Source organism: Saccharopolyspora griseoalba (assembly GCF_042665275.1).
GTDB classification, from domain to species: Bacteria; Actinomycetota; Actinomycetes; order Mycobacteriales; family Pseudonocardiaceae; genus Saccharopolyspora; species Saccharopolyspora griseoalba.
This window is the reverse complement of the sequence record NZ_JBHTCJ010000001.1, coordinates 108,637-133,191: the sequence shown is the minus strand read 5'-3', so window position 1 is coordinate 133,191 and position 24,555 is coordinate 108,637. Positions and strand designations below refer to the sequence as shown.

Annotated in this window: 26 protein-coding genes; 12 read left to right on the top strand and 14 right to left on the bottom strand. The window is 70.8% G+C overall.

Going from position 1 to position 24,555, the window contains the following annotated elements:
* Positions 1-69: 69 nt before the first annotated feature.
* From ccsA to ACFQRI_RS00595, 3 genes are read right to left on the bottom strand one after another with little or no spacing between them, the layout of a single operon-like run.
* Positions 70-792: a cytochrome c biogenesis protein CcsA gene (ccsA, locus tag ACFQRI_RS00605; RefSeq protein ID WP_380662841.1), complete on the bottom strand. Its 723-nt coding sequence runs from the start codon at positions 790-792 to the stop codon at positions 70-72.
* Positions 789-1,469, bottom strand: a complete 681-nt coding sequence (locus ACFQRI_RS00600) for a heme exporter protein CcmB (RefSeq protein WP_380662839.1) — start codon at positions 1,467-1,469, stop codon at positions 789-791. Before ACFQRI_RS00600 ends, ccsA begins: the two co-directional genes overlap by 4 nt.
* A complete protein-coding gene (locus tag ACFQRI_RS00595) occupies positions 1,466-2,152 on the bottom strand; it encodes an ABC transporter ATP-binding protein (protein WP_380662837.1) in 687 nt (228 codons plus the stop codon). Before ACFQRI_RS00595 ends, ACFQRI_RS00600 begins: the two co-directional genes overlap by 4 nt.
* Positions 2,153-2,294: 142 nt before the next feature.
* On the opposite strand from ACFQRI_RS00595, the gene ACFQRI_RS00590 reads away from it, so the two are divergent.
* From ACFQRI_RS00590 to ACFQRI_RS00580, 3 genes are all read left to right on the top strand, one after another.
* Entirely contained in the window at positions 2,295-3,017 is a 723-nt protein-coding gene (locus ACFQRI_RS00590) for a cytochrome c biogenesis CcdA family protein (RefSeq protein ID WP_380662835.1), read from the top strand.
* A 97-nt stretch (positions 3,018-3,114) separates the two neighbouring features.
* Complete coding sequence (locus tag ACFQRI_RS00585) at positions 3,115-3,318, top strand: hypothetical protein (RefSeq protein WP_380662833.1); 204 nt, start codon at positions 3,115-3,117, stop codon at positions 3,316-3,318.
* On the top strand, positions 3,315-3,626 hold the full coding sequence (locus tag ACFQRI_RS00580) for a hypothetical protein (RefSeq protein ID WP_380662831.1): 312 nt from the start codon (positions 3,315-3,317) through the stop codon (positions 3,624-3,626). Before ACFQRI_RS00585 ends, ACFQRI_RS00580 begins: the two co-directional genes overlap by 4 nt.
* A gap of 155 nt (positions 3,627-3,781) precedes the next feature.
* Here ACFQRI_RS00580 and ACFQRI_RS00575 read toward each other — a convergent pair whose 3' ends face one another.
* The 3 genes from ACFQRI_RS00575 to ACFQRI_RS00565 form a co-directional block, all read right to left on the bottom strand.
* Positions 3,782-4,447, bottom strand: a complete 666-nt coding sequence (locus tag ACFQRI_RS00575) for a TlpA family protein disulfide reductase (protein WP_380662829.1) — start codon at positions 4,445-4,447, stop codon at positions 3,782-3,784.
* A gap of 12 nt (positions 4,448-4,459) precedes the next feature.
* The gene (locus ACFQRI_RS00570) at positions 4,460-5,080 is read right to left on the bottom strand and encodes a DUF305 domain-containing protein (protein ID WP_380662827.1); all 621 of its coding nucleotides are present in this window, start codon (positions 5,078-5,080) and stop codon (positions 4,460-4,462) included.
* A gap of 77 nt (positions 5,081-5,157) precedes the next feature.
* Complete coding sequence (locus ACFQRI_RS00565; RefSeq protein WP_380662825.1) at positions 5,158-5,865, bottom strand: DUF3105 domain-containing protein; 708 nt, start codon at positions 5,863-5,865, stop codon at positions 5,158-5,160.
* A 233-nt stretch (positions 5,866-6,098) separates the two neighbouring features.
* On the opposite strand from ACFQRI_RS00565, the gene ACFQRI_RS00560 reads away from it, so the two are divergent.
* From ACFQRI_RS00560 to ACFQRI_RS00550, 3 genes are all read left to right on the top strand, one after another.
* Complete coding sequence (locus ACFQRI_RS00560; protein WP_380662823.1) at positions 6,099-8,288, top strand: heavy metal translocating P-type ATPase; 2,190 nt, start codon at positions 6,099-6,101, stop codon at positions 8,286-8,288.
* Positions 8,289-8,304: 16 nt separating this feature from the next.
* Positions 8,305-8,544 carry an SHOCT domain-containing protein gene (locus tag ACFQRI_RS00555; RefSeq protein WP_380662821.1) on the top strand — a complete coding sequence of 80 codons (240 nt, stop codon included), beginning with the start codon at positions 8,305-8,307 and terminating at the stop codon, positions 8,542-8,544.
* Positions 8,545-8,821: 277 nt separating this feature from the next.
* A complete protein-coding gene (locus tag ACFQRI_RS00550; RefSeq protein WP_380662819.1) occupies positions 8,822-9,523 on the top strand; it encodes a DsbA family protein in 702 nt (233 codons plus the stop codon).
* 307 nt (positions 9,524-9,830) lie between these two features.
* On the opposite strand, the gene ACFQRI_RS00545 is transcribed toward ACFQRI_RS00550, so the two are convergent.
* From ACFQRI_RS00545 to ACFQRI_RS00535, 3 genes are all read right to left on the bottom strand, one after another.
* Entirely contained in the window at positions 9,831-10,877 is a 1,047-nt protein-coding gene (locus ACFQRI_RS00545) for an LLM class flavin-dependent oxidoreductase (protein ID WP_380662817.1), read from the bottom strand.
* The gene (locus ACFQRI_RS00540; protein WP_380662815.1) at positions 10,877-11,401 is read right to left on the bottom strand and encodes an SRPBCC family protein; all 525 of its coding nucleotides are present in this window, start codon (positions 11,399-11,401) and stop codon (positions 10,877-10,879) included. The genes ACFQRI_RS00545 and ACFQRI_RS00540 overlap by 1 nt, the downstream gene beginning before the upstream one ends.
* 523 nt (positions 11,402-11,924) lie before the next feature.
* Entirely contained in the window at positions 11,925-12,422 is a 498-nt protein-coding gene (locus tag ACFQRI_RS00535) for a winged helix-turn-helix transcriptional regulator (protein ID WP_380662813.1), read from the bottom strand.
* 206 nt (positions 12,423-12,628) lie between these two features.
* Between ACFQRI_RS00535 and ACFQRI_RS00530 the strand changes: the two genes are divergently transcribed.
* Positions 12,629-13,216 carry a TetR/AcrR family transcriptional regulator gene (locus tag ACFQRI_RS00530; RefSeq protein ID WP_380662811.1) on the top strand — a complete coding sequence of 196 codons (588 nt, stop codon included), beginning with the start codon at positions 12,629-12,631 and terminating at the stop codon, positions 13,214-13,216.
* A 40-nt stretch (positions 13,217-13,256) separates the two neighbouring features.
* Entirely contained in the window at positions 13,257-14,069 is an 813-nt protein-coding gene (locus ACFQRI_RS00525) for a thioesterase family protein (protein WP_380662809.1), read from the top strand.
* A 216-nt stretch (positions 14,070-14,285) separates the two neighbouring features.
* On the opposite strand, the gene ACFQRI_RS00520 is transcribed toward ACFQRI_RS00525, so the two are convergent.
* A complete protein-coding gene (locus ACFQRI_RS00520; protein ID WP_380662807.1) occupies positions 14,286-15,596 on the bottom strand; it encodes an aspartate aminotransferase family protein in 1,311 nt (436 codons plus the stop codon).
* Between the two features lie 201 nt (positions 15,597-15,797).
* Between ACFQRI_RS00520 and ACFQRI_RS00515 the strand changes: the two genes are divergently transcribed.
* Positions 15,798-16,391, top strand: a complete 594-nt coding sequence (locus ACFQRI_RS00515; protein WP_380662805.1) for a helix-turn-helix domain-containing protein — start codon at positions 15,798-15,800, stop codon at positions 16,389-16,391.
* 200 nt (positions 16,392-16,591) lie between these two features.
* On the opposite strand, the gene ACFQRI_RS00510 is transcribed toward ACFQRI_RS00515, so the two are convergent.
* Genes ACFQRI_RS00510 through ACFQRI_RS00500 form a run of 3 tightly spaced genes read right to left on the bottom strand, consistent with a single transcriptional unit; the run spans position 16,592 to position 18,032 of the window.
* Positions 16,592-16,933, bottom strand: coding sequence for a hypothetical protein (locus tag ACFQRI_RS00510; protein ID WP_380662803.1), 342 nt, complete (start codon positions 16,931-16,933; stop codon positions 16,592-16,594).
* Positions 16,930-17,382, bottom strand: coding sequence for a hypothetical protein (locus ACFQRI_RS00505; protein WP_380662801.1), 453 nt, complete (start codon positions 17,380-17,382; stop codon positions 16,930-16,932). The genes ACFQRI_RS00510 and ACFQRI_RS00505 overlap by 4 nt, the downstream gene beginning before the upstream one ends.
* A complete protein-coding gene (locus ACFQRI_RS00500; protein ID WP_380662799.1) occupies positions 17,379-18,032 on the bottom strand; it encodes a DJ-1/PfpI family protein in 654 nt (217 codons plus the stop codon). Before ACFQRI_RS00500 ends, ACFQRI_RS00505 begins: the two co-directional genes overlap by 4 nt.
* Before the next feature lie 133 nt (positions 18,033-18,165).
* Between ACFQRI_RS00500 and ACFQRI_RS00495 the strand changes: the two genes are divergently transcribed.
* On the top strand, positions 18,166-19,104 hold the full coding sequence (locus ACFQRI_RS00495) for a GlxA family transcriptional regulator (RefSeq protein ID WP_380662797.1): 939 nt from the start codon (positions 18,166-18,168) through the stop codon (positions 19,102-19,104).
* 303 nt (positions 19,105-19,407) lie between these two features.
* Here the strand turns inward: ACFQRI_RS00495 and ACFQRI_RS00490 are convergent, their stop codons facing one another.
* Positions 19,408-19,902 carry a DinB family protein gene (locus ACFQRI_RS00490; RefSeq protein WP_380662795.1) on the bottom strand — a complete coding sequence of 165 codons (495 nt, stop codon included), beginning with the start codon at positions 19,900-19,902 and terminating at the stop codon, positions 19,408-19,410.
* A gap of 1,082 nt (positions 19,903-20,984) precedes the next feature.
* Here ACFQRI_RS00490 and sbnA point away from each other — a divergent pair.
* Positions 20,985-21,962, top strand: a complete 978-nt coding sequence (sbnA, locus tag ACFQRI_RS00485; protein WP_380662793.1) for a 2,3-diaminopropionate biosynthesis protein SbnA — start codon at positions 20,985-20,987, stop codon at positions 21,960-21,962.
* Positions 21,959-24,451, top strand: coding sequence for an MFS transporter (locus ACFQRI_RS00480; RefSeq protein WP_380662791.1), 2,493 nt, complete (start codon positions 21,959-21,961; stop codon positions 24,449-24,451). Before sbnA ends, ACFQRI_RS00480 begins: the two co-directional genes overlap by 4 nt.
* Positions 24,452-24,555 lie beyond the last annotated feature (104 nt).

Below are 24,555 nucleotides of genomic sequence, written 5' to 3'. Positions count from 1 at the left end.
CCCAGCACCGCGACGTAGGTCGCGATCGCGCCGTAGGCGATGCCGTACCCCAGTGCCACCCACGCCCAGTCAGTCATGGTGCGCTCCTCCCAGCCGCGGCGCGGCCACGGCCGCGCCGGCCAATTCCGCTTCGTCGTCGCGCTGTTCGGCCCGCTGCTGCGCGGCCGCGATCCGCATCCGCAACCGCACGAGGACGACGAACAGCGAGGTGAAAGCCAGCACGTTGATCAGCAGCGCGGCCAGCATGGCCGGGTCGATCGCGGGAGCCCCGGGCCGCAGCACCGTCGGCGGCTGGTGCAGCGTGCGCCACCACAGCACGGACATGTGCACCACGGGCACCTGCACGAAGGCGACGACGCCGAACACCGCGGAGCGGTGCGCCCGCGCCGCGGGATCCGCGGAGGCCCGGCGCAGCGCGAGGTAGCCGAGGTAGACGAAGAACATGATCGCGGTGGTGACCAGGCGCGGATCCCACGTCCACCACACGCCCCACACCGGCTTTCCCCACACCGAACCCTGAACCAGCGTCAGGCCGGTGAAGAACACCCCGACCTCCGCGCTCGCAGCGCCCAGCCGGTCGTAGCGCGGATCTCGCCGCCACAACCACATCGCGCCGCCCAGCAAGGTGATCCCGAAGGCCAGGAACGCCGTCCACGCCGCCGGCACGTGCACGTACATCAACCGCTGCAGGTCGCCCTGCAACTGGTCGGGCGGTGCCGTGAACGCCGCGGTCGAACCGGCGGCCACGGCGATTCCCGCCGTGATCTCAAGGCGGTGTCCGCGCAAGGTCATGCGATGTCCTCGAGGTGACGGGCCACGAGCACGGCGAGCAGTGCCGTGGCGAGATCGACGGTGAGCATGAGCAGGAGCCAGGGCCACGCCGGTCGACCGAGCTGGATGGCCTGCGTCGACTGAGTCGCCCCGAGCAGCAGGGGAACGGCGATCGGAACGACGAGCAGCGGCCCCAACGTGACCCGGCCGGCGAGGCCGCGGGCCAGCGCGCTGGCGAGCGCGCCGAGCACCGCCAATCCCGCCGCCACCAGCGGCAGGACCGGGACCAACCGCACCGCACCGGCCAGGTCGGGCGAATACAGGACCACCGAGACCGGGAGGAGCAGCGCTTCGAAAAGCAGCAGCAACAACGCGTTCGCCAACGCCCGGCCGGCGATCCGCACGACCGGGTCCACGCCGCACAACCGCAGCGCGGCGTGCTGAGCCGGCGTTTCCGCGGCGCTGTGCCGCAGCGCGACCAGCACTCCGAACAGCAGCACCACCAGCCAGTACAGCCCGGGGCCGAGCTGGCTCAGCAGCGGCCTGTTCGTCCCGAGCGCCATCGGCGCCAGCAACAACGCGACCGCGCCGAACGGCGCGATCACCAGCGGGGTCTCACCGCTGCGCAGTTCCAGCCGGAGATCGCGCCTGGCCAGTTCGGCGCACTTCCGACCCGCGGACACCACCGGGGGCCTCATCGCTGCTCACCCACCGGCTCGACCACGCGACCGCCGACGACCTCCGCCACCCGATCGACCAGGGCCTCCAGGCGGTCGCGTTCGTGCGAGACGACCACGGCGGCACCGCGGCGCTCCCGCACCCGCCCGACCAACTCGTCCACCAGCCCCGCCGAATGGCGATCGAGCCCGGTGTGCGCCTCGTCGAGGAGCAACAACGACGGCTCGACCAGCAACGCGCGCGCCAGATCGGCGCGGCGGCGCATGCCCTGGGAGCACTGCTCCGCGCGCCGATCCACCGCTCCGGCCAAACCCACCGCCTCCAGCGCGGCGTCGGCGTCCTCCTCCCGCCGGCCGAGCAGGCGGGACAGGAAGCGCAGGTTCTCCGCCAGCGTCAGCTGCGCGTACAGCGCCGGCACGTGACCGAGGAGAGCGATCCGCGGTCGTACCTCAGCGCACTTCGGCGTGCCCAGCTCGGCTCCGAGCACCGACGCTGCGCCGCCGCGCGGCTTGCGCAGCGTCGCCAGCACCGACAGCAGCGTGCTCTTGCCGGACCCGTTGGACCCAGCCAGGCCGACCACCTCGCCCGGGGAGACCTCGAAATCCACAGCTCGCAGGACCGGGGTGCGCTCGACGTCCACCGACACCCCGCGCAGCACGACCAGCGGGGGCGCGGAGGGCGAACGCGCAGCAGAGGTGGGCAAGGTGGTTCTCCGCTCCCCTCCACCACAGAAACTAATCAACTACGGACTTTAGTAACGTAGCGGAGGTACGCAACGGGGGAGCAAGCGGGGTGACCGATGGACGACCCAAGCCTGGGCCGAGAGAGTCGAGAGGAAGCGCGGAGTGGAGCTGTTCGGTTTGGCCTCGCTGGCGACCGTTGCCGGGCTGGTGTCGTTCAGCTCGCCCTGCGTCCTGCCGCTGCTGCCCGGCTACATCTCCTACGTCTCGGGCCTCTCGCAACCCGATGCCACCCCTGATCGCCGACGTGCCGCGCTGGGAGCCGGCCTCTTCGTGCTCGGCTTCTCCGCGGTCTTCACGGCCCTCGGCGTCACGTCCTCGCTGCTCGGCCTGCTGCTGGCCCGGCACCAGCTCGTCATCGACAAGGCCAGCGGTGCGCTGATCCTGCTCATGGCGGCATCGATGCTCGGGCTGCAGCGCATCCCCGGACTGAACCGGCAGGCCCGCTTCGACCTCGGCCGCATCAGCCGCGGGCCGGCGGGCGCACCACTGCTCGGGGCGGCGTTCGGCTTCGGCTGGACGCCCTGCGTCGGGCCGGTGCTCGCCTCGATCCTCAGCACAGCGGCGAACACGACGACCGCCACCAGGGGCGCGTTGCTCCTGCTCGCCTACTCAGCAGGACTCGGCGTCCCCTTCGTCCTGCTGGCCACCGGCCTGAGCAGGGGGAAGGACCGCTTCGGCTGGCTGCGGCGGCACGCTCGGCGCATCGAGATCGCGGGAGGACTCCTCTTGGCCGTCATGGGACTGGCGGTCATGACCGGGGACTGGACCGCCTTGATGAGCCGGATGCTCGCCTTCTACGCGCGCATCGGCTGGCCTCCCCTCTGACCTGGCTTCAGCGCAACACCCCAGATAGTCTACTAATCATTATAGTTTTAAACGGGGCGCGGCGGAGTCACCGAATGCCGCTGACACGGAGGACACCTTGGAAGACGCCTTCTACCTGATCGCCGTCCTGGCCTGCCCGGCCGGCATGGGCATCATGATGTGGTTCATGATGCGCGGCCAGCACGACGGCAAGGACGAATCGACCTTGGCCGAGCAGAATCGAGAACTGGCCGAACTCCGGTCCGAGGTGGAGTCCCTGCGACGCCAGCGGGATCACGACGGCGCCCGAACCGTCAGATGACCTCCCCGCCGACGAGGTGGACCGCTGATCTTCGCTGCTGCGCCAACCCGAAGTACCTGGTGGGCGCAGCAGCGGTCGTGGGCGCGCTGGCCTTCGCCGAGCCCGGACTCGCCCTCCCAGCAGCGGTCGCGCTCATCGCTTCGTCCTGCCCCGTCTCGATGTTGCTCGCGATGCGGGGCGCCCGCAGCAGATGCTCGCCGCCGCGCGACGACGAGGCGCTGGAACGAGGAGAGCCCCGGCACGACGAGCAGATTCGCGCCCTCCGAGTCGAAATCGCGCAGCTCCGGGAGCAGCGGAACGACGCCTGAGACCACGCTCGTGCTCGTCCGGAGGCCGAGCACGAGCGTGGTCAGCTCGCGAGACGACCCCTGCGTTCGCGACCCGCCCGCAGTCCTGCCGTTCGTGACCGCGAGGCTCCCGCTTTCGTGGCCGAGGGAACCGGGAGAAGCACTCGAACGAGGGCTCACCGGCCGGGCAGGTACCGATCGACGGCCTCGGCGACCTCCTCCGCGGACCGGAAGGTCAGCGGATCGGTGATGCGCTGCGCCGAGCCGTCCGGCCGGACGAGGTAGGTCAGCGGCAGCACCGGCGGAACGCCCAGAACTTCTTGAACGCTCCCCCGCACGTCGACCACCGAGGGGTAGCGCACCCCGACCTCGGCCATCAGGCCCAAGGCGTCCGACGCGCGGTCCTGCACGTTGACGCCCACCACCGGAATCGCACCGGGGCTGGACGCGTACTCCGCCAGCGCAGGCATTTCCTCGCGACACGGCCCGCACCACGACGCCCACAGGTTCAGCAGTACGGGCCCTTCCGCCACCACCGCAGCCAGCTCCACCGGCCGCGAGTCGGCCAAGCACGGAACCACCACGCCGGTCAGCCCACCCGCAGCCGGAGCTCCCGCACCCTGCGGACACGGCTGCGGGGCCGCCCGCCGCCGCAGCGGCTCCAGGACCGCATCGCCTTCCAGCACCGACCCCCGCGGGTTGGCATCCCACGGTTGCGGTGAGGACGCGTCGGCCCCGCCAGGCCCGAGCGAGCCGTCCCGCGGCCACAGCGCGATCACCGCTGCGGTGGCGAGCACGACGACCACCACCGTCGCCTTGATCTCGCGACCCCACTCGCGCATGCCACGCCCCGGCTAGTTGGGGCTGGGCAGCGGAGCGGATCCGCGTTGGGCGAGCATGTTCTTCATCAACTCGACCTCCGCGGTCTGCGAATCCAGCATGCGCGCCGAGAGGTTGCGCACCTCGCCGACCGCAGCCCGCTCGGCAGCCGCTCGCATCATCGGGGCGCCACCTTGATGATGGCGGATCATCAGCTGCAGGAAGTAGGCGTCGAACTCGTGCCGGGACAGCGAGCGGAGGTGCTCGAGCTCGCGGGTGGTGGCCATACCGGGCATCGCGGGGACGTCGGCTCGGTGTCCGGTCGCACGGCCGTGCTCGTGCCCGGGGCCGGCCATCCAGCCCATGTGCTCGCCAACGGGCGAGATCGGCTGCGACCACAGACCGAGCCAAGCGCGCATGCGCCCCATCTGCTCGGTCTGCACGTGTTCGATGTCGAACGCGAGCTGGCGAATGCCCGGTGCTCGACTGCGCTCGCGGGCCAGCGTCGCCATCGCGACCCCCTGCTGGTGGTGCGCAGTCATGTCCTGCGCGAAACCCACGTCGACGGCGTTCGGCCGCTGGTCGTCGCCCTCCCCCACGAGAAGCAGGGTGCTCGCCGCGCCGAGCAGCGCGGCGGCGACCACCGCGGACGACACGAGCGTGATCGTCAACCACCGCGGACGCGGGACGGAGCGGGCGGAAGTCGGGCTTTGCTCGTCGCTCATCGGTGCGCTCACCCGTTCACCGGGGCGGCGTTCGGCCCGGGCGGATTGGAACGGAAGGGTGGCGGGTTGTTCGGGTCGAAGGCTCCCGGACCGATGCTCTGGCACGTCGCACCGACTTCGGGATGCGTGAAGCGGTTGGTGCGCAGAGCCCGGACGAACTGGTCGATTCGCGGATCATCGGCGCGCTCGAGCTTGAGCTGGTGACCCCAGGACTGCAGCGAGATCGGCTCGTCCAGCGTCGGCACCGGCGACATCAGCATGTGCGACTCGCCCTCCACGCGGGCCCGCAACGCCTCCAGCCCGGCCGGATCCACCGCACTCGGGCGGTACGCGATCCAGACCGAACCGTGCTCCAAGGAGTGGACGACGTTCTCGCTGCGGATCGGCTGGTCGTAGACGACCCCGTCACAGGTGGCCCAGTACTGGTCGTGCGCCCCGCCGAACGGCGGGTTCTTGTCGTAGGCGACGCGCTGCGGGGCCTTCACGTGCTGCGCTCCGCGGTACTCCTGGACCACCACCCCCGGAATCGCCTTCGAGGGATCGCGGTTCTGCTCGGACGGGGCGAACGGCGCCAGGGCGGCCCGCTCCTCCCTGGTCTCGACGTACCGGGAGTACGCGTAGCCGAACACGCCCCCAGCGAAGATCAAGACCACCACGACTGCGGCCAGCGGCGCCGCCCACGACCGAGGCTGCCGGGCCGCTGCGACCGCGTTCATCCGGGTTCGACTTCCCTTGCCCACTGCTCCACCTCCGAGTCATAGACTAAAGTACTTAGTACTCTCGTATGTTGGGGAGTTTGCTCGAGGCGCCGATCTGGAAACCACCGGGGTGACAACCGGGCCGAACCCGGTGCGCAGCGGTGCCGGGTCGGCGCAGTGGCGCTGGCGCACAACCTGCGGTCGACCGGAGCCGACCCGAACTCGAAGACCGCGACCGGAGGTGATCAGCGGTGACGACCTCTCCCCGGGAGGAGCGGGCCGGCGTTGGCCGCCTGGAGTTCTCCGTCGAGGGCATGACGTGCGCCTCGTGCGCCACCCGGGTGCAGAAGACGCTGAACGAGCAGCCCGACGTCACCGGGGCTCAGGTCAACTTCGCCACCGGCAACGCGTGGGTCTCCCACGAGTCCGGCCAGGCCGCGGTCGACGAGTGGCAGGCGGCGGTCGACCGGCTCGGCTACCACCTCGAACCGCTGACCGAGGACCAGCCCGGATCGGAGGGCAACGAGACCGAGCAGGCCACCCGGAGGTGGGTGTGGCGGATCGCGCTGGCCTGGCCGTTGGCGTTGGCGATCTTCGCGTTGACCATGCTCCTGGGCGAGCACGCATGGGCGCGGTGGACCGCGTTCGCCGCGGCGGTGCCCGTGCAGTTCCTGGCGGGCTGGCCGTTCCTCAACGGGGCGGCGGAGCGAGCGCGGGCGCTGAGCGCGAACATGGACACGCTCATCGCCCTGGGCACGCTCACGGCGTTCGCCTACTCCACCGTCGAGCTGTTCACCGGCGGGCACCTCTACTTCGACACCGCGGCGATGATCATCGCTTTCCTGGTGCTGGGCCGCTACTTCGAAGCCCGCTCGACGAGTCGCGCGTCCGCGGCGATCAACACCTTGCTGGAGATGGGCGCCAAGAACGCCCGGCTCGTGGTCGACGGTGCCGAGCAGGAGGTCCCGGTGGAGCAGGTCCGCGTCGACGACGCGGTCCGGGTGCGACCGGGCGAGAAGATCCCGGTCGACGGAGAGGTCGTCGACGGGCGCGCGGCCGTCGACGAGTCGATGCTCACCGGCGAATCCGTCCCGGTGGACAAGACCGCCGGGTCTCGGGTCGCGGGCGCGACGATCAACACCGACGGCCTGCTGACCGTGCGCGCCACCGCGGTCGGCTCGGGCACCGCCCTGGCCCAGATCGTGCGCCTGGTCAAGGAGGCGCAGGGCGGCCAGGCGCCGGTGCAACGGCTGGCCGACCGGGTCTCAGCGGTGTTCGTGCCCATCGTGATCGGCATCGCGGTGCTGACCTTCGCCGCCTGGAGCCTGCTCGGCGGTGATCCCTCCGCGGGCACGGTCGCCGCGGTCGCGGTGCTGATCATCGCCTGCCCCTGCGCGCTCGGCCTGGCCACCCCAACCGCGATCATGGTCGGCACCGGACGGGCCGCCCACCTGGGCATCCTGGTCAAGGGCGCCGAGGTGCTGGAAGGTTCCAAGAAGATCACCACCGTCGTGTTCGACAAGACCGGAACGCTCACCCGCGGGCAGATGCGCTTGACCGGGATCGCGGTGGACGCGACCTCGGAATCGGAGGTCCTGCAGCGGGCCGCGGCCGTCGAATCGGCTTCCGAGCACCCGGTCGCCGCGGCGATCACCGCCGCCGCCCGGGACCGCGGCCTGGAGCTGCCCGAGGTGACCGGGTTCGGCAACGTCGCCGGTCACGGCGTGCGCGCGGAGGTGAACGGCACCGCGGTGCACGTCGGGCGACGCGAGCTGTTCGACCGGGAACGGCTGCACCTCCCCGACCAGCTCGCCAGGCACGCCTCCGATGGGGAAGCGCAGGGCCGCACCTCCGTCTACGCCGGCTGGGACGGGCAGGTGCGCGGCGTGCTGAGCGTGGCCGACACGCTCAAGGACGAGGCCGTCGAAGTCGTGCGACGTCTGCACGGCATGGGGCTGGAAGCGGCCATGATCACCGGCGACAACCGGCAGACCGCTGAGACCGTCGCCTCCGAGGCGGGCATCGACCGGGTGCTGGCCGAGGTGCTGCCCGCCGACAAGGCCACCGAGGTGCGCCGGCTGCAAGCCGAGGGCCGCGCGGTGGCGATGGTCGGCGACGGCGTCAACGACGCCCCCGCCCTGGTGCAAGCCGACCTGGGCATCGCGATCGGCACCGGCACCGACGTCGCGATCGAGTCCAGCGACATCACCCTGATGTCCGGGCAACTCGACGGCGTCGTCCACGCCATCCAGCTGTCCCGCAGAACGCTGCGCACCATCTACCAGAACCTCGGCTGGGCCTTCGGCTACAACACCGCCGCGATCCCGCTCGCCGCGCTCGGCCTGCTCAACCCGATCATCGCCGCTGCCGCGATGGCCTTCTCCTCGGTCAGCGTGGTCACCAACTCGCTGCGGTTGCGCCGCTTCGCACACGAGAACTAACCCGGGGAGGACGAACATGATGATGGACGGCATGAACGGGATGGCCGGCATGATGGCCTGGATGCTGCTGTGGGGCCTCATCGGGCTGGCACTGCTCGTACTGATCATCGTGGCGATCATCTGGTTGATCCGGCACATGCTCACCGGGCGAACGGGCTCCGACCCCGCCGAGGAGGAGCTGCGCCGCCGCTACGCCGAGGGGCAGATCGACCACGACGAATACCAACGCCGCAGAGCCGAACTCCGAAAGCGGTAACCCGCGCACGCGCGCACCTCGACGTCCCGCAGGGCGCTCACCCGGCACTGCGGTTCTCACGATTGCCCGCGGCCATCCGGAAGCGGTGGTCGGACGGCTGGCATCGGCACCCCTGCTGGCCGGGGGCCACAACTAAGCTGGTTAGGATGTCGGCACCTGTACGAGCAGTCGCTGCGCACGACGAGTGGGTCTCGTCGCGCGAGCGCGCTGCCGTGAGTCGAATGTCGAGGTTGCGCACATGCCGAAAACTGCCGGACCGTCGGCCTTCCAAAGCCGCGTGTCGATCAACGCCCTGCTGACGTTGATCGTTCTGGTGATCGCTGCTGTCGTGATCGGTGGCGTGCTGCTGTTCCAGGGCGGCGAGAGGACCGCGAGCTCCACGGCGCAGACCGTCCCAGCGGAAGTGCTGCGCAAACCGGACAGCCACACGCTCACCCAGGGGCCCGGGGACGAGGTCACGGTGGTCGAGTTCCTGGATTACCAGTGCCCGTCGTGCGCGTCCTTCTACCGGAACCTGACCAAGCAGATCGAGCGGGAGTACGCCGGCCGGATCACCTTCGTCCCGCGCTCCTTCCCGCTGGACATGCACGAGCTGGGGATGCCTGCCGCGCGGGCTGCCGAGGCGGCCGCGCTGCAGGGCAAGTACCAGGAGATGTACCACGCGCTGTTCGACAACTACGAGTCCTGGGCCGTGGCCGCGGACGGCCAGAACCTCAGCGAGGACCGGGAGCACGCCAGCGCGCAGTTCGACCGCTTCGCCCGCCAGATCGGCCTGGACCTGGAGCAGTTCCACCGCGACATGGCCTCGCCGCAGGTCACCGAGCGGATCGAGCGGGACAAGGCCGATGGGAAGAAGGCCGGTGTCAGCGGCACGCCGACGATCTTCATCAACGGTCGGCAGTTCGAGCCCAGCGGTGAGACCTTCCAGGACGTGGGCAACCAGTTCCGCGCCGCGCTGGACGAGGAGCTCGCGCGGTGACCTCCGCTTCGGGGCACCACGCGCGCCGCGGTCCGCTCGTGATCCGGTAGCGCCCCGGACCGGGGGCCGCATCCCGACCTCGGCGTCGCGCGGCTGGACGATGAAAAGATCGCCAGCCGCGCGACCCGGACTGCATCCCGATCTGCAGCCTGAATCGGGTGGCATGCGGGCCGGTCGTGGACAGCCCGCAGGCGGAGGCGTTCGGTTCCCCGACGACCCCGAGATCGGCGCTGCACGCCGCAGGCCAGCGCCACCGGCCGGGCCTGCTCACCGGCGGCACATCAAAACCGCTGGAACACGGGCGTTCTCAATCGACACCTCGTGCCAGGTCGATGGCCCTCCCCAGGGTTTCCAGCCGCTCGTCGAGGGTTTCCCCGGCGGGGTAGAACCGGACGGTGTCCACGCCCGCGTCGTGCCACACCCGCAGCCGGTCGCGGACCATGTCCTCGGTGCCGAGCAGGGTGGTGCCCAGCACCATCTCGTCGGTGACGAGCTCGGCGGCGCCGTCGCGGTCGCCGGCCTGCCACCGCTGATGGACCTCGGCGGCCACGTCCGCCCAGCCCTGACGGCTGTAGGCGCTGTTGTAGAAGTTGGTGCTCGCCGAGCCCATCCCGCCCAAGCTGAACGCCAACTTCTTCTTGCGCTCCCCCAACATCCCGCGCAACTCGTCCTCGTCGCGCGCGAACGCGACCTCGGCTCCCTGGCAGACGTCCAGATCCGCACGCGATCGCCCGGACGCGGCCAGCCCGGCATCCAGATGCGCGAAGTACGCCTCCCCGGCGCCTTCGGGCACGAAGCTGGTGCCCAGCCACCCGTCCGCGATCTCGCCGGTCAGCTTCAGCATGGCCGGCGACAGCGTGGCCAGGTAGATCGGGATGTCGTGCTCGGCGCGCACCGACAGGCGCATCGGCTTGCCTTGCCCGCCCGGCAGCGGGATCGCGAAGTGCCGCCCCTCGAAGGAGACCTTCTCGCCGGTAGCCGCCTGGCGGACGACCTCGACGGTTTCGCGCATGCGCAGCAGCGGGCGCGCGAACGGCACGCCGTGCAGCCCTTCGATCACCTGCGGGCCCGACGGGCCCAGCCCGAGCAGGAACCGACCCTGCGAGAGCTGCGACAAGGTGATCGCCGCCTGCGCGATCCCCACCGGAGTCCTGGTTCCCAGCTGCATGATCCCCGACCCCAGCAGCATCCGCTCGGTGCGCGCCGCGAGGAATCCCAGCGGTGACGGGGCATCCGAACCCCACGCCTCGGCCACCCAGCAGATGTCCAACCCGAGCTTCTCGGCCTCCACCGCGTACTGGACCACCTCCGGCCAAGCAGCACCCGAGCCTTCGATCGTCGTCGCCGTCCGCATCAGGAACCCGCCTCCCCCGATCCCTCGGCGAGCTCCTTGATCGCCGCCACCGTGCCGGTCATGTTGGTCTCGTGCTCCCGCAACCGCACGAACACGATCTTCTGCTCCTTTTCCGGCATCTGCTCGATCGCCAGCGACAACCCCGAACGCGCAGGGCCCATCTGCATCCACTGCCGCAGCAGCGTCCCGCCCGCTTCGAGCACCAGGGTGAACCGCCAGGTCGCCGTCGGGTCGTCCGGATCCTGCACCGCCCAGCCGAAGGACCTCGGCGGATCGAAATCCACGATGTGCGAGGTCGTGTGCCACTGCCCCAGCGCATCGTGCTCGTTGCGCCCGACGAACCGCGCCCCGAGGGCGGGTCCGGTCGCCCCGTCCTGCCACTCCACCGACTGGAGCTCCGGACTCAACTCGGGCATCAGCTCGATCTCCGACACCAGCTCCCACACCCGCTCCGGCGAGGCGTTGATCCAGGTCTCCACCTGCACCGTCGGTTTGTCCGCGTATCGCGCGCCCGTCCACTCCATCGCCCGCCGAGCTCCTCTCCACCACCGAAGATCTGCCAGACAACACTCTGACCAGAACAGTTGCTCATTTGGACCCACGTGTCAAGGGAGCGTCGCGCCGCTGAACGCGCCGCGGCGCCGTTCGCAGCGCAAATCCGAGAACCAGCCGCCTTGCGAGCGCGGCGCCGTGAACCGGCGGCCCCGCGCTTCGCTCTCGGCGCGCGGCCGCCCACCGGCGCGATGCGCCTCGCCAGATCAGTCCGTTCAAACGACTACCGGCGGGCTCGATCCGCTCTTCGCGCGCCCGCCCAGCCGAACGAAGCTCGTCCCGCTGACCAGGCCGGTGCGGAGATCAGCGCCGACACGGCCGAGACGGACTTCACGAGGCGTTCTTCGGCGAAGCGGCGACCGAGCGCGGACCGGTGGTCGCTCGCGCGCCTCCGGGACCGCTGTCCGGATGCCGACCCCGGCCTCCGGCGGCGCGAGCGGAGTTCCGGACTCGATCGCGCGCCCGGCGCCGATCAGAACCTGCGTGATCGCAGGGTCACGTGGAGAAGCGCCGCTGCACGTCCGGTCGGGCAGCAAGACGAGAGGGGTAACCGGGACCCATCCTGTTGCTGACCTCCTCCGACCTCAGCGGCTCCTTGCACGTGGCGCAGACGACCTCGGGGTGGGTGTCGTGCCCGCACCGGTCGTGGTGGAAGACCACGGGCACGCCCGCCTCGCCCGCCAGCCACCGGTCTCCCCAGCGGTTCATCGCGGCGAGCACGCCGTAGAAGTCCCGTCCCTTCTCGGTCAGCACGTAGTCGTACCGCACCGGGACGCTCTGGTACGCCTGCTTCTCCATCAGGCCCTCGTCGACCAGCCGGCGCAACCGGTCGGCCAGGGTGTTCCGCGCGATGCCCAGCGACTCCTGGAACTCGTCGAAGCGCCGGATCCCGTAGAACGCCTCCCGCAGCACCAGGGGTGTCCACCAATCCCCCAGCAGGTCCATCGTCCGAGCGATGGAACACGGCCAGTTCGCGAAAGACGTCCGTCTCATACCAGCGACGATACACGGTCTTAAAGAGAGACTCACGAAGCTCGCAGGCCATCCGCACCGTAGGACTCGACGACGAACGCCTTCGTCTCAGCCCGCCTCCTGCGCGCTCGCCCGGCGCGGCGACGCGATCGCCTCGCATTGAATTACGACCGTACTCCAATTAGGGTTGGACCCGCCACCGGCGGCGGCCAGAACGCGGAGGAGACGTGGGGCGGTACGGCAAGGAGCACAAGGAGGCCACGCGGCGGAGGATCATCGAGACCTCCGGCCGCAGGCTCAAGCAGGACGGCATCGACGGCTCCGGGGTCGCCGCGCTCATGAAGGACGCCGGGCTGACCAACGGCGCGTTCTACGGCCACTTCGCGTCCAAGGACGACCTCGTGGCCACCGTCGTCGCCGAGCAGCTGACCGGGCAACGAGCCGACCTCGACGAGCGCGCACCGGACAGGGCCGGGATCGAGCAGTTCATCCGCGACTACCTCGCACCCCGGCATCGCGACGCCCCCGAGCGCGGGTGCCCGTCCGCGGCCCTGCTCGACGAGATCGGGCGCTGCGGCGACACCGTCAAGCAGGCCTACACCGACGGCCTGATGCGCATCGTCGACGACATCGCCGCGCGCATCGCACCGGACGACCCGGGATCCGCGCGCGTGAAGACGCTCACCATCTTCGCCGCGCTCGTCGGCACGCTGCAGCTCGCCCGCGCCGTGGCCGACCAGCAGCTCTCCGACGCGCTCCTCGAGCAGGGCATCCGGGACGCCCTCGCCCTCCTGGACTCCGCGGCGCCGAACTGACCGCACAGCACCGACCGCCCGCCTACGAACGGATTCGACCATGATCAACCGAGCGCGGAACAGCTTCGCCGACGTCAGCGCCATCGAGGAGACCGCACCGGGCGAGTTCACCGCCGAAGCCGACCCGGAGTGGACCATCGGCGGCAGGCCCAACGGCGGCTACCTGCTCGCGATGCTCGGACGCGCGGCCGCGCGATCGGCCACCCACCAGCACGTCCTCGCCGCCAGCGCGCACTACCTGCACTCCCCCAAACCCGCCCCCGTCCACCTCACCGCCGAAGTGCTGCGCACCGGCCGCTCAGCGAGCCAAGTGCGCACCCGCATGACCCAGGACGACACGCCCTGCGTCGAGGCGATGTTCACCCTCGGAACCCTCTCACCCGACGGGGATCCGCAGTGGAACGGCGGCATGCCCGCGCCGGTGGCGTGCGGGCAGGCCGAGTGCGAACCGATCACCGGCAGCGGCGGCCCGGCCATCATGGACCAGGTCGACCTGCGCATCCACCCCGACGACTTCGGTTTCGCCCGAGGCGCCCCGAACGGCTCCGGCGTGCTGCGCGGCTGGCTCGGCCTCCCCGACGACGAGGACTTCGACCCGATCGCCCTGCTCTACGCCGTCGACTCCTTCCCACCGGCCACCATGAACATCGCGCTCACCGGCTGGGTGCCCACGCTGGAGCTCACCGCCTACATCCGCGCGCTACCCGCACCTGGTCCCGTGCGAATCCTGCACAGAGCACACCTCATCGACGACAACCGCGTCGACGAGGCCTGCTACGTCTGGGACAGCCGCGACCGGCTCGTGGCCCAAGCCACCCAACTCGCAGGAATCCGCCTCGACCCGCCCGGCTGACCGACGACTCTCGTCGCACCGGTTCGGGTTCTCAGCGCCGGCGCGCTCGACCGCCTCGCCGGTGCGACACCGGGCCGATCGTTCGCGTCTCCCGCCCCTCGACGGCACTGGCGCCGAGGGGTGGGAGCTCCGACGGGACGGCGCGCACGGCCTCCGACCTGGTCGCCGCTCGCTGCTCGCCGGGTCGCAGCACCGATGTTCGCGGAGCCCGGTTCGTCACTCCGCCCCGCCGGAACCGGCGCGCTGCTTCGTGCAGGTCGTGATGGCTCGATCGAGGATGCTGATCGCCGTGTCGATCTCCTCGTGCGTGATCGACAGCGGAGGAGCCATGCGCAGGCAGTTCCTCTGAGGCCCGTCGCCCTTGACGATGTTCATCGACAGCCCGAGCCGCAGGCACTCCGCGGTCACCGCCGCACCGAGCTCGCTCGCGGGTTCCTTGGTGTCGCGGTCGACGACCAGTTCCACGCCGACCAGGAGGCCTCGACCGCGGACGCAGCCGATCTCCTCGTGCAGATCCTGCAGCTCGTGGAGCTGGGCCGTGAGGTACTCGCCCATCTGCGCCGAGCGCTCGACGAGGTTCTCCTCTTCGATGACCTCCAGCACGGCCACCCCGGCCGCGGCGGGCATCGGGTCGGACACGTGGGTGGTCAGGTGCATGAACCCGTTGTCGGCGCAGCGGTCCTCGATCTCGGCGCTGGTGATGGTCGCGCCCAGCGGGACCCCGCCGCCGAGCGTTTTGGAAACCGTCAGGATGTCCGGCGTGACGCCGTCCTGCTCGAAGGCGAACATCGTGCCGGTGCGGCCGAACCCCGTCTGAGCTTCGTCGACGATCAGGAGCATGTCCCGCTCCTCGCACTTCTGCTTCGCCGCTGCGAGGTAGCCGTCCGGCAGCGGGATGATGCCGCCGGTGGACAGCACCGGCTCGACGACCATCCCAGCGAGGGACCCGACGGAGGCCTGGTCCACGGTCTCGAACCCGACGTCCAAGCAGAGCTTGTCGCACGCGTTCTGGCAGTGCCGGATCGGGCACCGGTACTCGTACGGAGCCGGGATGGCGAAGCTGCCCGGCACGAGCGGCCCGTAGCCCTTGTGCCCCATCGAGAAGGTCACCGAGTTCGCACCGGCGAGCAGGCCGTGGTAGCTGCGGGTGAGCCCCACCATCTCGAACTCGCCGGTGTAGGCCTTGGCCAGGCGGAAAGCGACCTCGTTGGTCTCCGAACCGACGTTGAGCAGCATCGACCGCACCAGCGGGTCCGGCAGCAGCGCCGCCAGGCGGCTGGCCAGCTCCAGCACGTCGTCGTTGACCATCCACGAGTTCAGGTGGATCACCTCGCGCAAGGAGCGCTGGATCGCCTCCACGATCTTCGGGTGGTTGTGCCCCAGGGTCGAACTGATCTGGCCGGAGGTGAAGTCGAGGATCCGCTCCCCCTCCTTGGTCGTGATCCACGCGCCCTCTGCGGTGTCCACCACGAACGGGGCGAAGTCCCCGGCGTAGCGGATCAAGAACCGCTCGCGCTCGTCCTGCATCTTGCGCACCCCATCTCGGGCGTCGGTGTTCGCCCATGACGACCACCGCATCCACTATGCTGGATGCAGCATGCTGGATAGGCGACATACCGTCAACCATGCTGGCTGTTTCACATAGGAAAGTGGACGTCATCTGCCGGGGCTTCGCTGGACACTTCGTCCACTAAACTGGATCTGACGTACACGAGAAGGGACGGAGACGTGACCGCGAGCGCCACCGGATCCGGGCAGAACGCCTCGTCCACCGAAGAAGAGCTGGGACGGCACATTCGCGAAGCACGCCTCGACCGCAACCTGACGCTCGAGCAGCTCGCCGAGCGAACGGGACTGTCGCGCAGCTACCTCAGCAACGTCGAGCGCAACGTCAACAGCCCGACGATCGGCTCACTGCGCACCATCCTGGACGCCGTCGGGGTCTCGCTGACCCAGCTCTTCCGCACCGTCGAGGCCGAGCGCCACGCCGTCGTGCGCCCGGCCGACCGCGTCGAGATCGCCCGCACCGGCAACGCCGCCATCCGCTACGAGCTGCTCAACCCGAACCCGCAGGGCCGCCTAGAAATGCTGATCATGAAAGTGGCGCCGGGCGCCTCCTCCGGACCGCTGGCGCACGCCCACGCCGGCGAGGAGGTCGGCTTCATGGTCAGCGGCCAGCTCCGCTACTGGGTCGATGAAACCTCCTACGACCTGCGAGAAGGCGACGCGATCAACTTCGAATCGACAAGGCCGCACCGGTACGAGAACCCCGGCGACGAAGAGGCCGTCAGCGTCTGGGCCCTGACTCCGCCCAGCTTCTGAGCGCCTGCGGCAGTTCCGAGGGGCGTCTCCCGAGGAGAGCCGTCCCCGACGGCGCCCAGAGGGCTCGCCAAGGGGCGTTTCTCGCCGACCGGGGCGAGGCCTCGCCGGGAGCTTCGGTCCGGCAGGGGGTGGGCGGGCGCCAGCGGAGCGGTGTCGGGCACAGCTTCCCGGTTGTCGATCCGCTGCGCCTCGCCGAGGGCTCACCGACGCGAGATGGCGCGCGGGGGCTCCCCAGCGACGGCTTCGACGTCCCGGCCCCGTGCGCGCTCCCCCTCGCTACGGTCCGTCGCGGCCGAATCCCCGGAGTCGGTCGCGGCCCGGGAGGCCAGGAGTCCGCCGACGCCCGGCACGAGCGCGAGCAGCCAGACCCGGTGGCGTCCCCGCATGAGCAGGACGGCGGCGATGACGGTCGCGGTGTAGGCCAGGCCGTGCAGCGGACCGAGGGCGCCGGAGATCACCGGGTGGTGGATCGTGACCAGGTTGAGCAGCATCAGCGCCAGGGTTCCCAGCTCCACGCCGCCCAGGACGCGCAGCGGGTTCACAGGCCTGCCCCCGTCGTCGAGCCCGGCCGGTAGATCATCAGCACGACCACCACCGCCCAGAGCAGGTTGAACACCCCGGTGTGCATGGCCAGGCGCCTGCTGATCGACTGCACCGACGCTTCGCCGAGCTCGGCGAGCGCGGCCCGCTGACCGGGCAGGACGAGCCCGACGAGGATGCCCGCCGCAGCCGCGGTGAGCACCACCGAGACGATCAGCCAGGCGTCCCCCAGGACGCCGAGCGAGGCCCCGGTGGCCAACCCGAAGACGGGGACGAGGATGCCGATCACGGCGTAGACGCGGGTGATGCGGTGCAGGACCCGCACCGCACCGGAGGTTCCCGGCGAACCGGCCGCGCGCGCGGCGGGCGGGAACGTGCTCGCCGCGATGGAGACCGGACCGATCGCCAGGATCGCGGCGAGGACGTGCACCGACAGCAAGAACCCGGTCATGCGCCGACCCCCGCGGGCCGGGGCGCGGGGCCGGTGTTCTTCCAGGTGGTGCCGCGCCGGTCGTACTCGAACATCTGCTCCACCGCGTGCGCGATGCGCGGTCCGAAGTCGCGTTCCAGCAGGTAGAGGCCCACGTCGATCCCCGAGGTGACGCCTCCGGCCGAGATCAGGTCGCCGTCGTCGACGACCCGCGCCCGCACCGCCGTGGCGCCGGTGGAGGCGAGCACGTCGTGCCCGAGCACGTGGGTGGTGGCGGTCCGACCGGCCAGCAGACCGGCCATCGCCAGCGCCAACGAGCCTCCGCAGACCCCGACGACGGTGACCTCGGGGTTGTCGATCGCGCGCCGCAGCAGGGGCGCCGTCCCGCCGCCTGCGAACTTCGCCAGCAGGTCCGGGATCGTCTCGACCGTCCCGGCAGCGCCGGGAACGACCACGTACCCGGGGACGCTCGGGTCCAGCGCGCTGGTGGCGGTCAGCGACAACCCGGGCGTGCCGGGGAGGGCCGCGCGCGGGCCTTCGGCGGTGACCAGTTCGAGGTCGAGGCCGCCTCCGAGGAAGTCCCGTCCGGCCGTGAGGACTTCGAAGGGACCCACGACGTCGAGCGGGTCGAAGCCGTCGTAGAGCACGAACTGGGCTCGGGGATGAGGCATGAGGTTCCTTCCTTCGGGCTTGCCGACCCCATGCTCCGGAGTTCCCCGGCCGTTCCCCAGTGGCTATCCGGTCAATTTCCTCCTGAATCTGGCCAGGCCCGAAACCGGGGGTCGCCGCCGCTAGCATCGGGGGATGCAGACCGCCATGGTGCTGGCGCTCGAGGACACGATCGCCTTCGATCTGGCCACGGCGATCGAGACGTTCTCCCGGGTCCGGCTGCCCGACGACCGCCCCGGCTACCGAGTCGTGGTCGCGGGCCCGCAACCCGAGGTGAGCGCGGGCCCGCTGCGCCTGGTGGTCGGCGACGGCCTCGACGCCCTCGAGCGCGCCGACCTCGTCGTCGTCCCCGGCCGCAACGACCCGTCGAAACCGACCCCCGAGCCGGTGCTGGAGGCGCTGCGCTCCGCCGCTCAGCGCGGCTCGCGAATCGCCTCGATCTGCGTCGGCGCGTTCACCCTCGCCGAGGCGGGCCTGCTCGACGGCAAGGACGCCACCACCCACTGGCTCGCCGCGGACCGCCTGGCCCGCAGCTTCCCGAGCGTGCGCGTGGACCCGGACGTGCTGTTCACCGACAACGGCCAGGTCCTCACCTCCGCCGGCGCGGCCTCCGGCCTGGACCTGTGCCTGCACATCATCCGCGAGGACCACGGCGTGGCCGTCGCCGCCGACGCCGCCCGCCTCGCCGTCGCCCCGCTGCAGCGCAGCGGAGGTCAGGCCCAGTACATCCTGCGCAACCGCCCGACGTACCAGACGGCCACGCTCGAACACGTCCTCGCGTGGATCGAGGAGAACGCGCACCGCGACCTCGCGCTCGCCGACATCTCCGCGGCCGCCGGCATGAGCGTCCGCACCCTCACCCGCCGCTTCACCACCGAAGTAGGCCAAAGCCCCATCCAGTGGCTGGCAGGAGTCCGCGTCCGCCACGCCCAAGAGCTCCTCGAAACCACCGACCACACCATCGACCGCATCGCCACCCGAACCGGCTTCCCCACCACCAGCAACTTCCGAAACCAGTTCACCCGCACGGTCGGAGTCACCCCGGGCGCCTACCGCAAAACCTTCCGAGCCTGACGCCGAGCGCCGGCACCGCGGCCGGCACGCGTCAACTCCGCTTGTCGTGCCGAATGCGCATCGACGCGCGTCCTGAGCCCGCTGAAGATCGAACGAAGGGATCCACATCCCCAACCGGCACGCAGCTGGGCCTGCGCCCCTCCGAGCACCGCGGCCGAGGCCACTGGGCGGCGCTGGCCGCGATCGCATCCGGAAGTCGCTCCTCGACCACCCGCACCCGCCGCTCACCGCAGGGACGTCGTCCTCTGCTCCACCTGCTCAGGCGACGAGCGGCGACCGAGCCGACCGGCACACAACGGCAGTTCAACCGGCCTTATCGAGCGTGAGCTGTCGCTGGTGGAAATCGAAGTGTTGCGTCGGGAAGTGGTAGACATCGGCTAGCGTCATGAAATCGACGAAGAAGGGGTCCCACCGGGTCGGGCAATGCATGCCGCGGCGCAGGTCCGCTTCGCTCTCGGCGTCCAATCGACGATGCAGTCCGTCGATCACGCGATCCATCTTCGCCGCCATGCTCCGAGGGCCGAAGACCTTCGGTCCACCGCGGGACCCCCAGTAGTTGATCGCGTCGAACGGCTTCGTCGAGGCGTTGAGCAGTGCTGCGAAACCTCGCGACACCCGCGCGGGAAGCGCCCCGAACACACGAACCAAGACCACGAGCCGCCGGACGATCATGTATCCGAACAGCATGTGAAACAGCAGCTGCTCGTTGGTCCACCGCGTGCCGTTGCTCATTCGGAGCAGCTCGGCCCCCGACGCGCCCGAGAGCAGCTCGTGGAAGCTCGCGCGCGCTCGTTCCATCTCCTCGTGGATAGCCCGTCGGTTCACGCGGGGCATCTCGCACATCACGTCCCCCACCCCTCGGCGCACTCCCCTGAGTACCCTCGGGTCGGTCGATCGATGCGCCCCTGCACACGCTCGCACCTCCGCACGGAACGGCGGGCCACACGCACGTCGCGGTAAAGCGATGCGTGTCGCAGGCATCGCCACCCGCGCCTGGCAACGGCACCGCCTCGCGCTCCGTCCGCACCGGAATTCGACGCTCGCGACGCGCCAGTTCCGCGGTGCAGCGACATCGCCTCCGAATCCGTCGTGTGAGAGATGACATACCGCTTCGCGTCCCCTCGACGGCGTCTCTAGGGTGGTGCCCGTGCAGGAGTCCGCGGCACGACGACACGGCATGCGGAAGTGGCTGACACTTCCTCTGCTCGTGCTGGGCTTCCTCCTCGTTCCGCTCGTTCTCCTTCCTGCGCACGCACTTCCCGGTCATGCGGCTCTGATGTCGATGTCGAGTTCGGCGAGTGCGCATCACGGGCAGTCGGGCGGCCACGGCCACGGCCACATCCCGGCGCTCTCGGCTACCGCCGCTGATCACGACGAGGGCGGCCGCGGCCACCAGGCCCCGCACTGCGATGCCGGTCCGGACTACAGCGCCGTCGCACCGACCCGGCACGTGAGCACGCCCTCGGAACTGGGGTTCCTCCTTCTCGCGCTGGCGTTCGCCGCGACCGCGGTGGCGGCGCTGCACGCCGAACGCGCGTGGGCCCCGCGGCTTCGGCATTGGTCCTCTCGACCACCGTGGAGACCGTCCGGAACTGCTCTCCTCCACTTCGCGTGCATCGCGCGAACCTGATTCCAGACCGGGTCCTCGTCCGGTCGCATCGCAGGTGAAACCTCGCTGAACGCGCTCTTCCGCTGCGCGTTCGCCTTCACCTGGGTGCGTCGCGTTCCCGGACGGGATTCCGCTCGGCGCAACGGCGACGCATCCCCGTTACTGCCGCCTCTCCGGCACGTGCGTCGCCGCGTGCGCATCGGTTCGTGCTTTCCGCTCTCTTCATCGCGGTGGCGCCCCGACGTGCGCCCCGAAGACTTGGAGGTTCGCAGTGATCCACGATTCGGTGATCGGTTGTGTCGGATCGACTCCGATGGTGCGGCTCAGCCGGTGCTTCCCCGAACCCGACGTGGAAGTGCTCGCCAAGCTGGAGATGCTCAACCCGGGTGGCAGCATGAAGGACCGCCCCGCGCGGTTCATCATCGAACGCGGCTTGGCCGACGGGACCCTGCGTCCCGGCATGCGGCTGGTGGAGAGCACCTCCGGCAACCTCGGCATCGCCCTGGCCATGGCAGCCGGATTGCACGGGTTGTCGTTCACCGCCGTGGTCGATCCCAAGACCTCGCCGACCAACCTGCGCCTGCTGGACCTGTTCGGTGCCGACGTGGAGATGGTGACCGAGGCCGACGAGGCCGGTGGCTACCTGCACTCGCGCGTGCGAAGGGCGCGGGAGCTGGTGCGGTCGATCCCGAACGCGATGCAGATCAACCAGTACGCCAACGAGCTGAACTGGCGCGCCTACCACGAAACCGCAGGCGAGGAGATCCTCGACGCCGTCGAGGGCTCCCTCGACTACTTGGTCGCCGCGGTCTCCACGACCGGTTCCATCCAGGGCATCGCGCGCCGCCTGCGCGAGGCCCACCCGAACCTCAAGGTCGTCGCCGTCGACGCCGTCGGCTCGGTGATCTTCGGCGCCCCGGCCCGGCCGCGGCAGATCCCCGGGTTCGGGGCCAGCCGCGTCCCGGAGATCTGCGACCCCGCCGAGATCGACGACGTCCTGCACGTCGCCGACGCCGAGTCGGCCGCCGGGTGCAGGCGGCTGCTGGCCACCGAGAAGGTCTTCGCCGGTGGCTCCTCGGGTGCGGTGATCGCCGGCGTCGAGCACCTCATCTCCAGGCTGGACGAGCCGGCGCGGATCGTGACCGTGCTGCCCGACCGCGGCGAGCGCTACCTCGACCTGGTCTACGACGACGAGTGGGTCGCCGACCTGCCCGACCCGTGGCAGGAGCCCGAGGTGGTGACACCGTGACCCGCGCGCTTCAGAACCAGCCCCGAAGCGCATCACTGCCTCGTGCGGAGGCCACCAGCGGCCACGGGCGCAACTTGTCCCTGCTGTGGGCCGGGCAGTTCGTCAACACCGCCGGGCTGATGATGCTGGTGCCGATCATGCCCTTCTACCTGGAGCAGATCGGCACCCGCGGCGTGGCCGAAACCCAGACCTGGTCCGGGGTGGCCATCGCTGCCCCGGCCTTGGCCCTGACCGTCGCCACCCCGTTGTGGGGGCGGCTCGGGGATCGCATCGGCCGCAAGTGGATGGTGGTGCGCGCGCTGCTGGGGCTGGCGGTGGCCATGGTCGTCATGGCCACCGCCGGCACCCCGGTCCTGCTCGTGATCGGGCGGCTGCTGCAGGGCACGCTCGGCGGTGTCGTGGAGGCCGCCGCCGCGTTCGCCGGCTCGACCGGATCGGACGCCAAGCGCGGCTCGTCGCTGGGCAAGTCCTTCAGCGCCACGGCTGCCGGGGCGCTGGCCGGTCCCGTCGCCGGGGGTCTGCTGGTGGGCGCCGGTGGTCTCCCCCAGCTGATGCTGGGCATCGCCGGGCTCGCGGCTGCGCTCGCGGTCGCGTGCGCGTGGGGGCTGCGCGAGCCCGGCGGCACCCGCGCGTCCGCTGGTCCCAGCGCCAGCGCGAAGCCGGACGAGCCGAAGCGCCCCTCGGCGCGGCGGGTACCGGGCGCGGCGGCGCTCGCGCTGGCCGCGATCGGGGCCTACTTCGGCGTCTACGGCCTCATCCCGGTCTACGCCGAGCACGTCGAAGGCGTCCTCGGTGGCCGCGGCAACGCGAGCCTGTGGGTCGGCGTGCTGCACTCGGTGATGTGGGGCGCGACCCTGCTCGGCTCGTTCTGGTGGGGCAAGCACAACGACCTCACCGGACGACCGGTGCGGACCTTCGCCATCGCCGCCGCGGGATGCGCGGCTTCCATCGCGGTCATGTCGCTGCCGCTGGATCCCTACGCGATGATCCCGTTGCGCCTCGTCCAGGGCTTCTGCTTCGCAGCCCTCGCCCAGTCGCTGTTCCTGCACTTCAGCAAGCACGCGCCTGGGGAGCACAGGAGCGCGTTCGTCAGCACCGCCAACAGCTACCTGCTCATCGGGCAATCCTCGGGTCCGCTGCTGGTCGGCCCGCTGATCGGGCTGCTCGCAGCGCCCGGCGCGGTGCTCGTCATGGCCGGTGCCTGCGGGCTCGGGTGCCTGCTGGCCATCAGGCCGTGCCTGGACGAGCAGCACCGCGACGAGGACGAGGTCGCTGGCCGCAAAGACCTCGCCGGGACGGACGAGACCCGCCCGATCCCGGCGGTGACGTCGCAGCGCGGCGGGGTGTTCGCCGTTCCGTTTCGCGGCTGGCTCATCAACCCGCACCACCTCGACGCGCTCGCCACCCGGTACGCGACGCCGTGGAACGACGCGGCGGCACCATCCGGAGAACCCGGCGCCTCGGACGCGTGGCGCAGCGGCCTGATCGCGCAGGACGGGCAGCCCGCCTTCTACGCCTACGAACAAGCCGGACCGCACGGCGCCCTCCGGGGCGTGCTGGCCTCGGTGCACCTGGACAGCGCGCTGCAGGCGCACGAAGAGATCAGCCCCGAGCGCGTCGATCAGCTCACCCGGCTCATGGACCGCGGCCGCACGAACCTCGACCCGGCGTTGCTCGGCTTCTGCGGGGACGGCCGCACCACCCGGCTGCTCGCGACCACCGCGCGTCGGAAACCGAGCACCGAAGTCCGGACCCGCGACGGGCAGACCCACCGCCTCTGGCGCATCACCGACCGCTCGGCCCAGGACGCGATCACAGCCGAGCTGGGCGCCCGCACGGCCTTCATCGCCGACGGCCACCACCGCCGCGCGGCCGCCCAGCGCTACCGCCGCTCGGCCTCCGCCAGCGGCCGCGGGCCGGGCCCGTGGGACCACTTCCCCGCCCTGCTCGTGGACGTCACCGCGAACCGGTTGCGGCTCGCACCGGTCCACCGGGTCCTGCCCCACCTCGACCCGAACCACGCGCTCCGCACGACCTCAGCCCACTTCCGGGTGCACCCGCTGCGCGGGCCGCTCGCGCACTGGCTCGCCGCGCTGAAACGCCACGCGGGCCAACGGCCCGCCTTCGTCCTCGCCACCCCGCGAGGTGGCTTCCTGCTGGCGGACCCGCAGCCCGGGTTCCTCCAGGCCGCGCTCGACGCCACACCACCACCGCTGCGCTCCGCGCACGTCGCGGTCCTCGACTCCGCGCTGATCCACCAGCTCTGGCAGTTCCCCGGCGGTGACCGCCGCATCGAGTTCCAACCGAACGCCGCAGCGGCGGTTCGAACGGCCCGACGCACCGGCGGCGTCGCAGTCCTGACGAACCCGCCGGGTCAGCACGACCTCGAATCCGCCGCCGCCTCGGGAATTCGCCTACCCCGCAAATCGACCTCGTTCGGCCCCGAACCACACCCGGGCCTGGTGTTCCGGGTCCTCGACGAGCAGTAGGGATGCCGTCCCGCACCACGCCGAGGACCGGGAAGGAGACGAGGCGCGGCAGAGGTGCGGGGCCCAGCGCGCACGCGGTGCCGCGCACGTGCTGGACTCCGCGG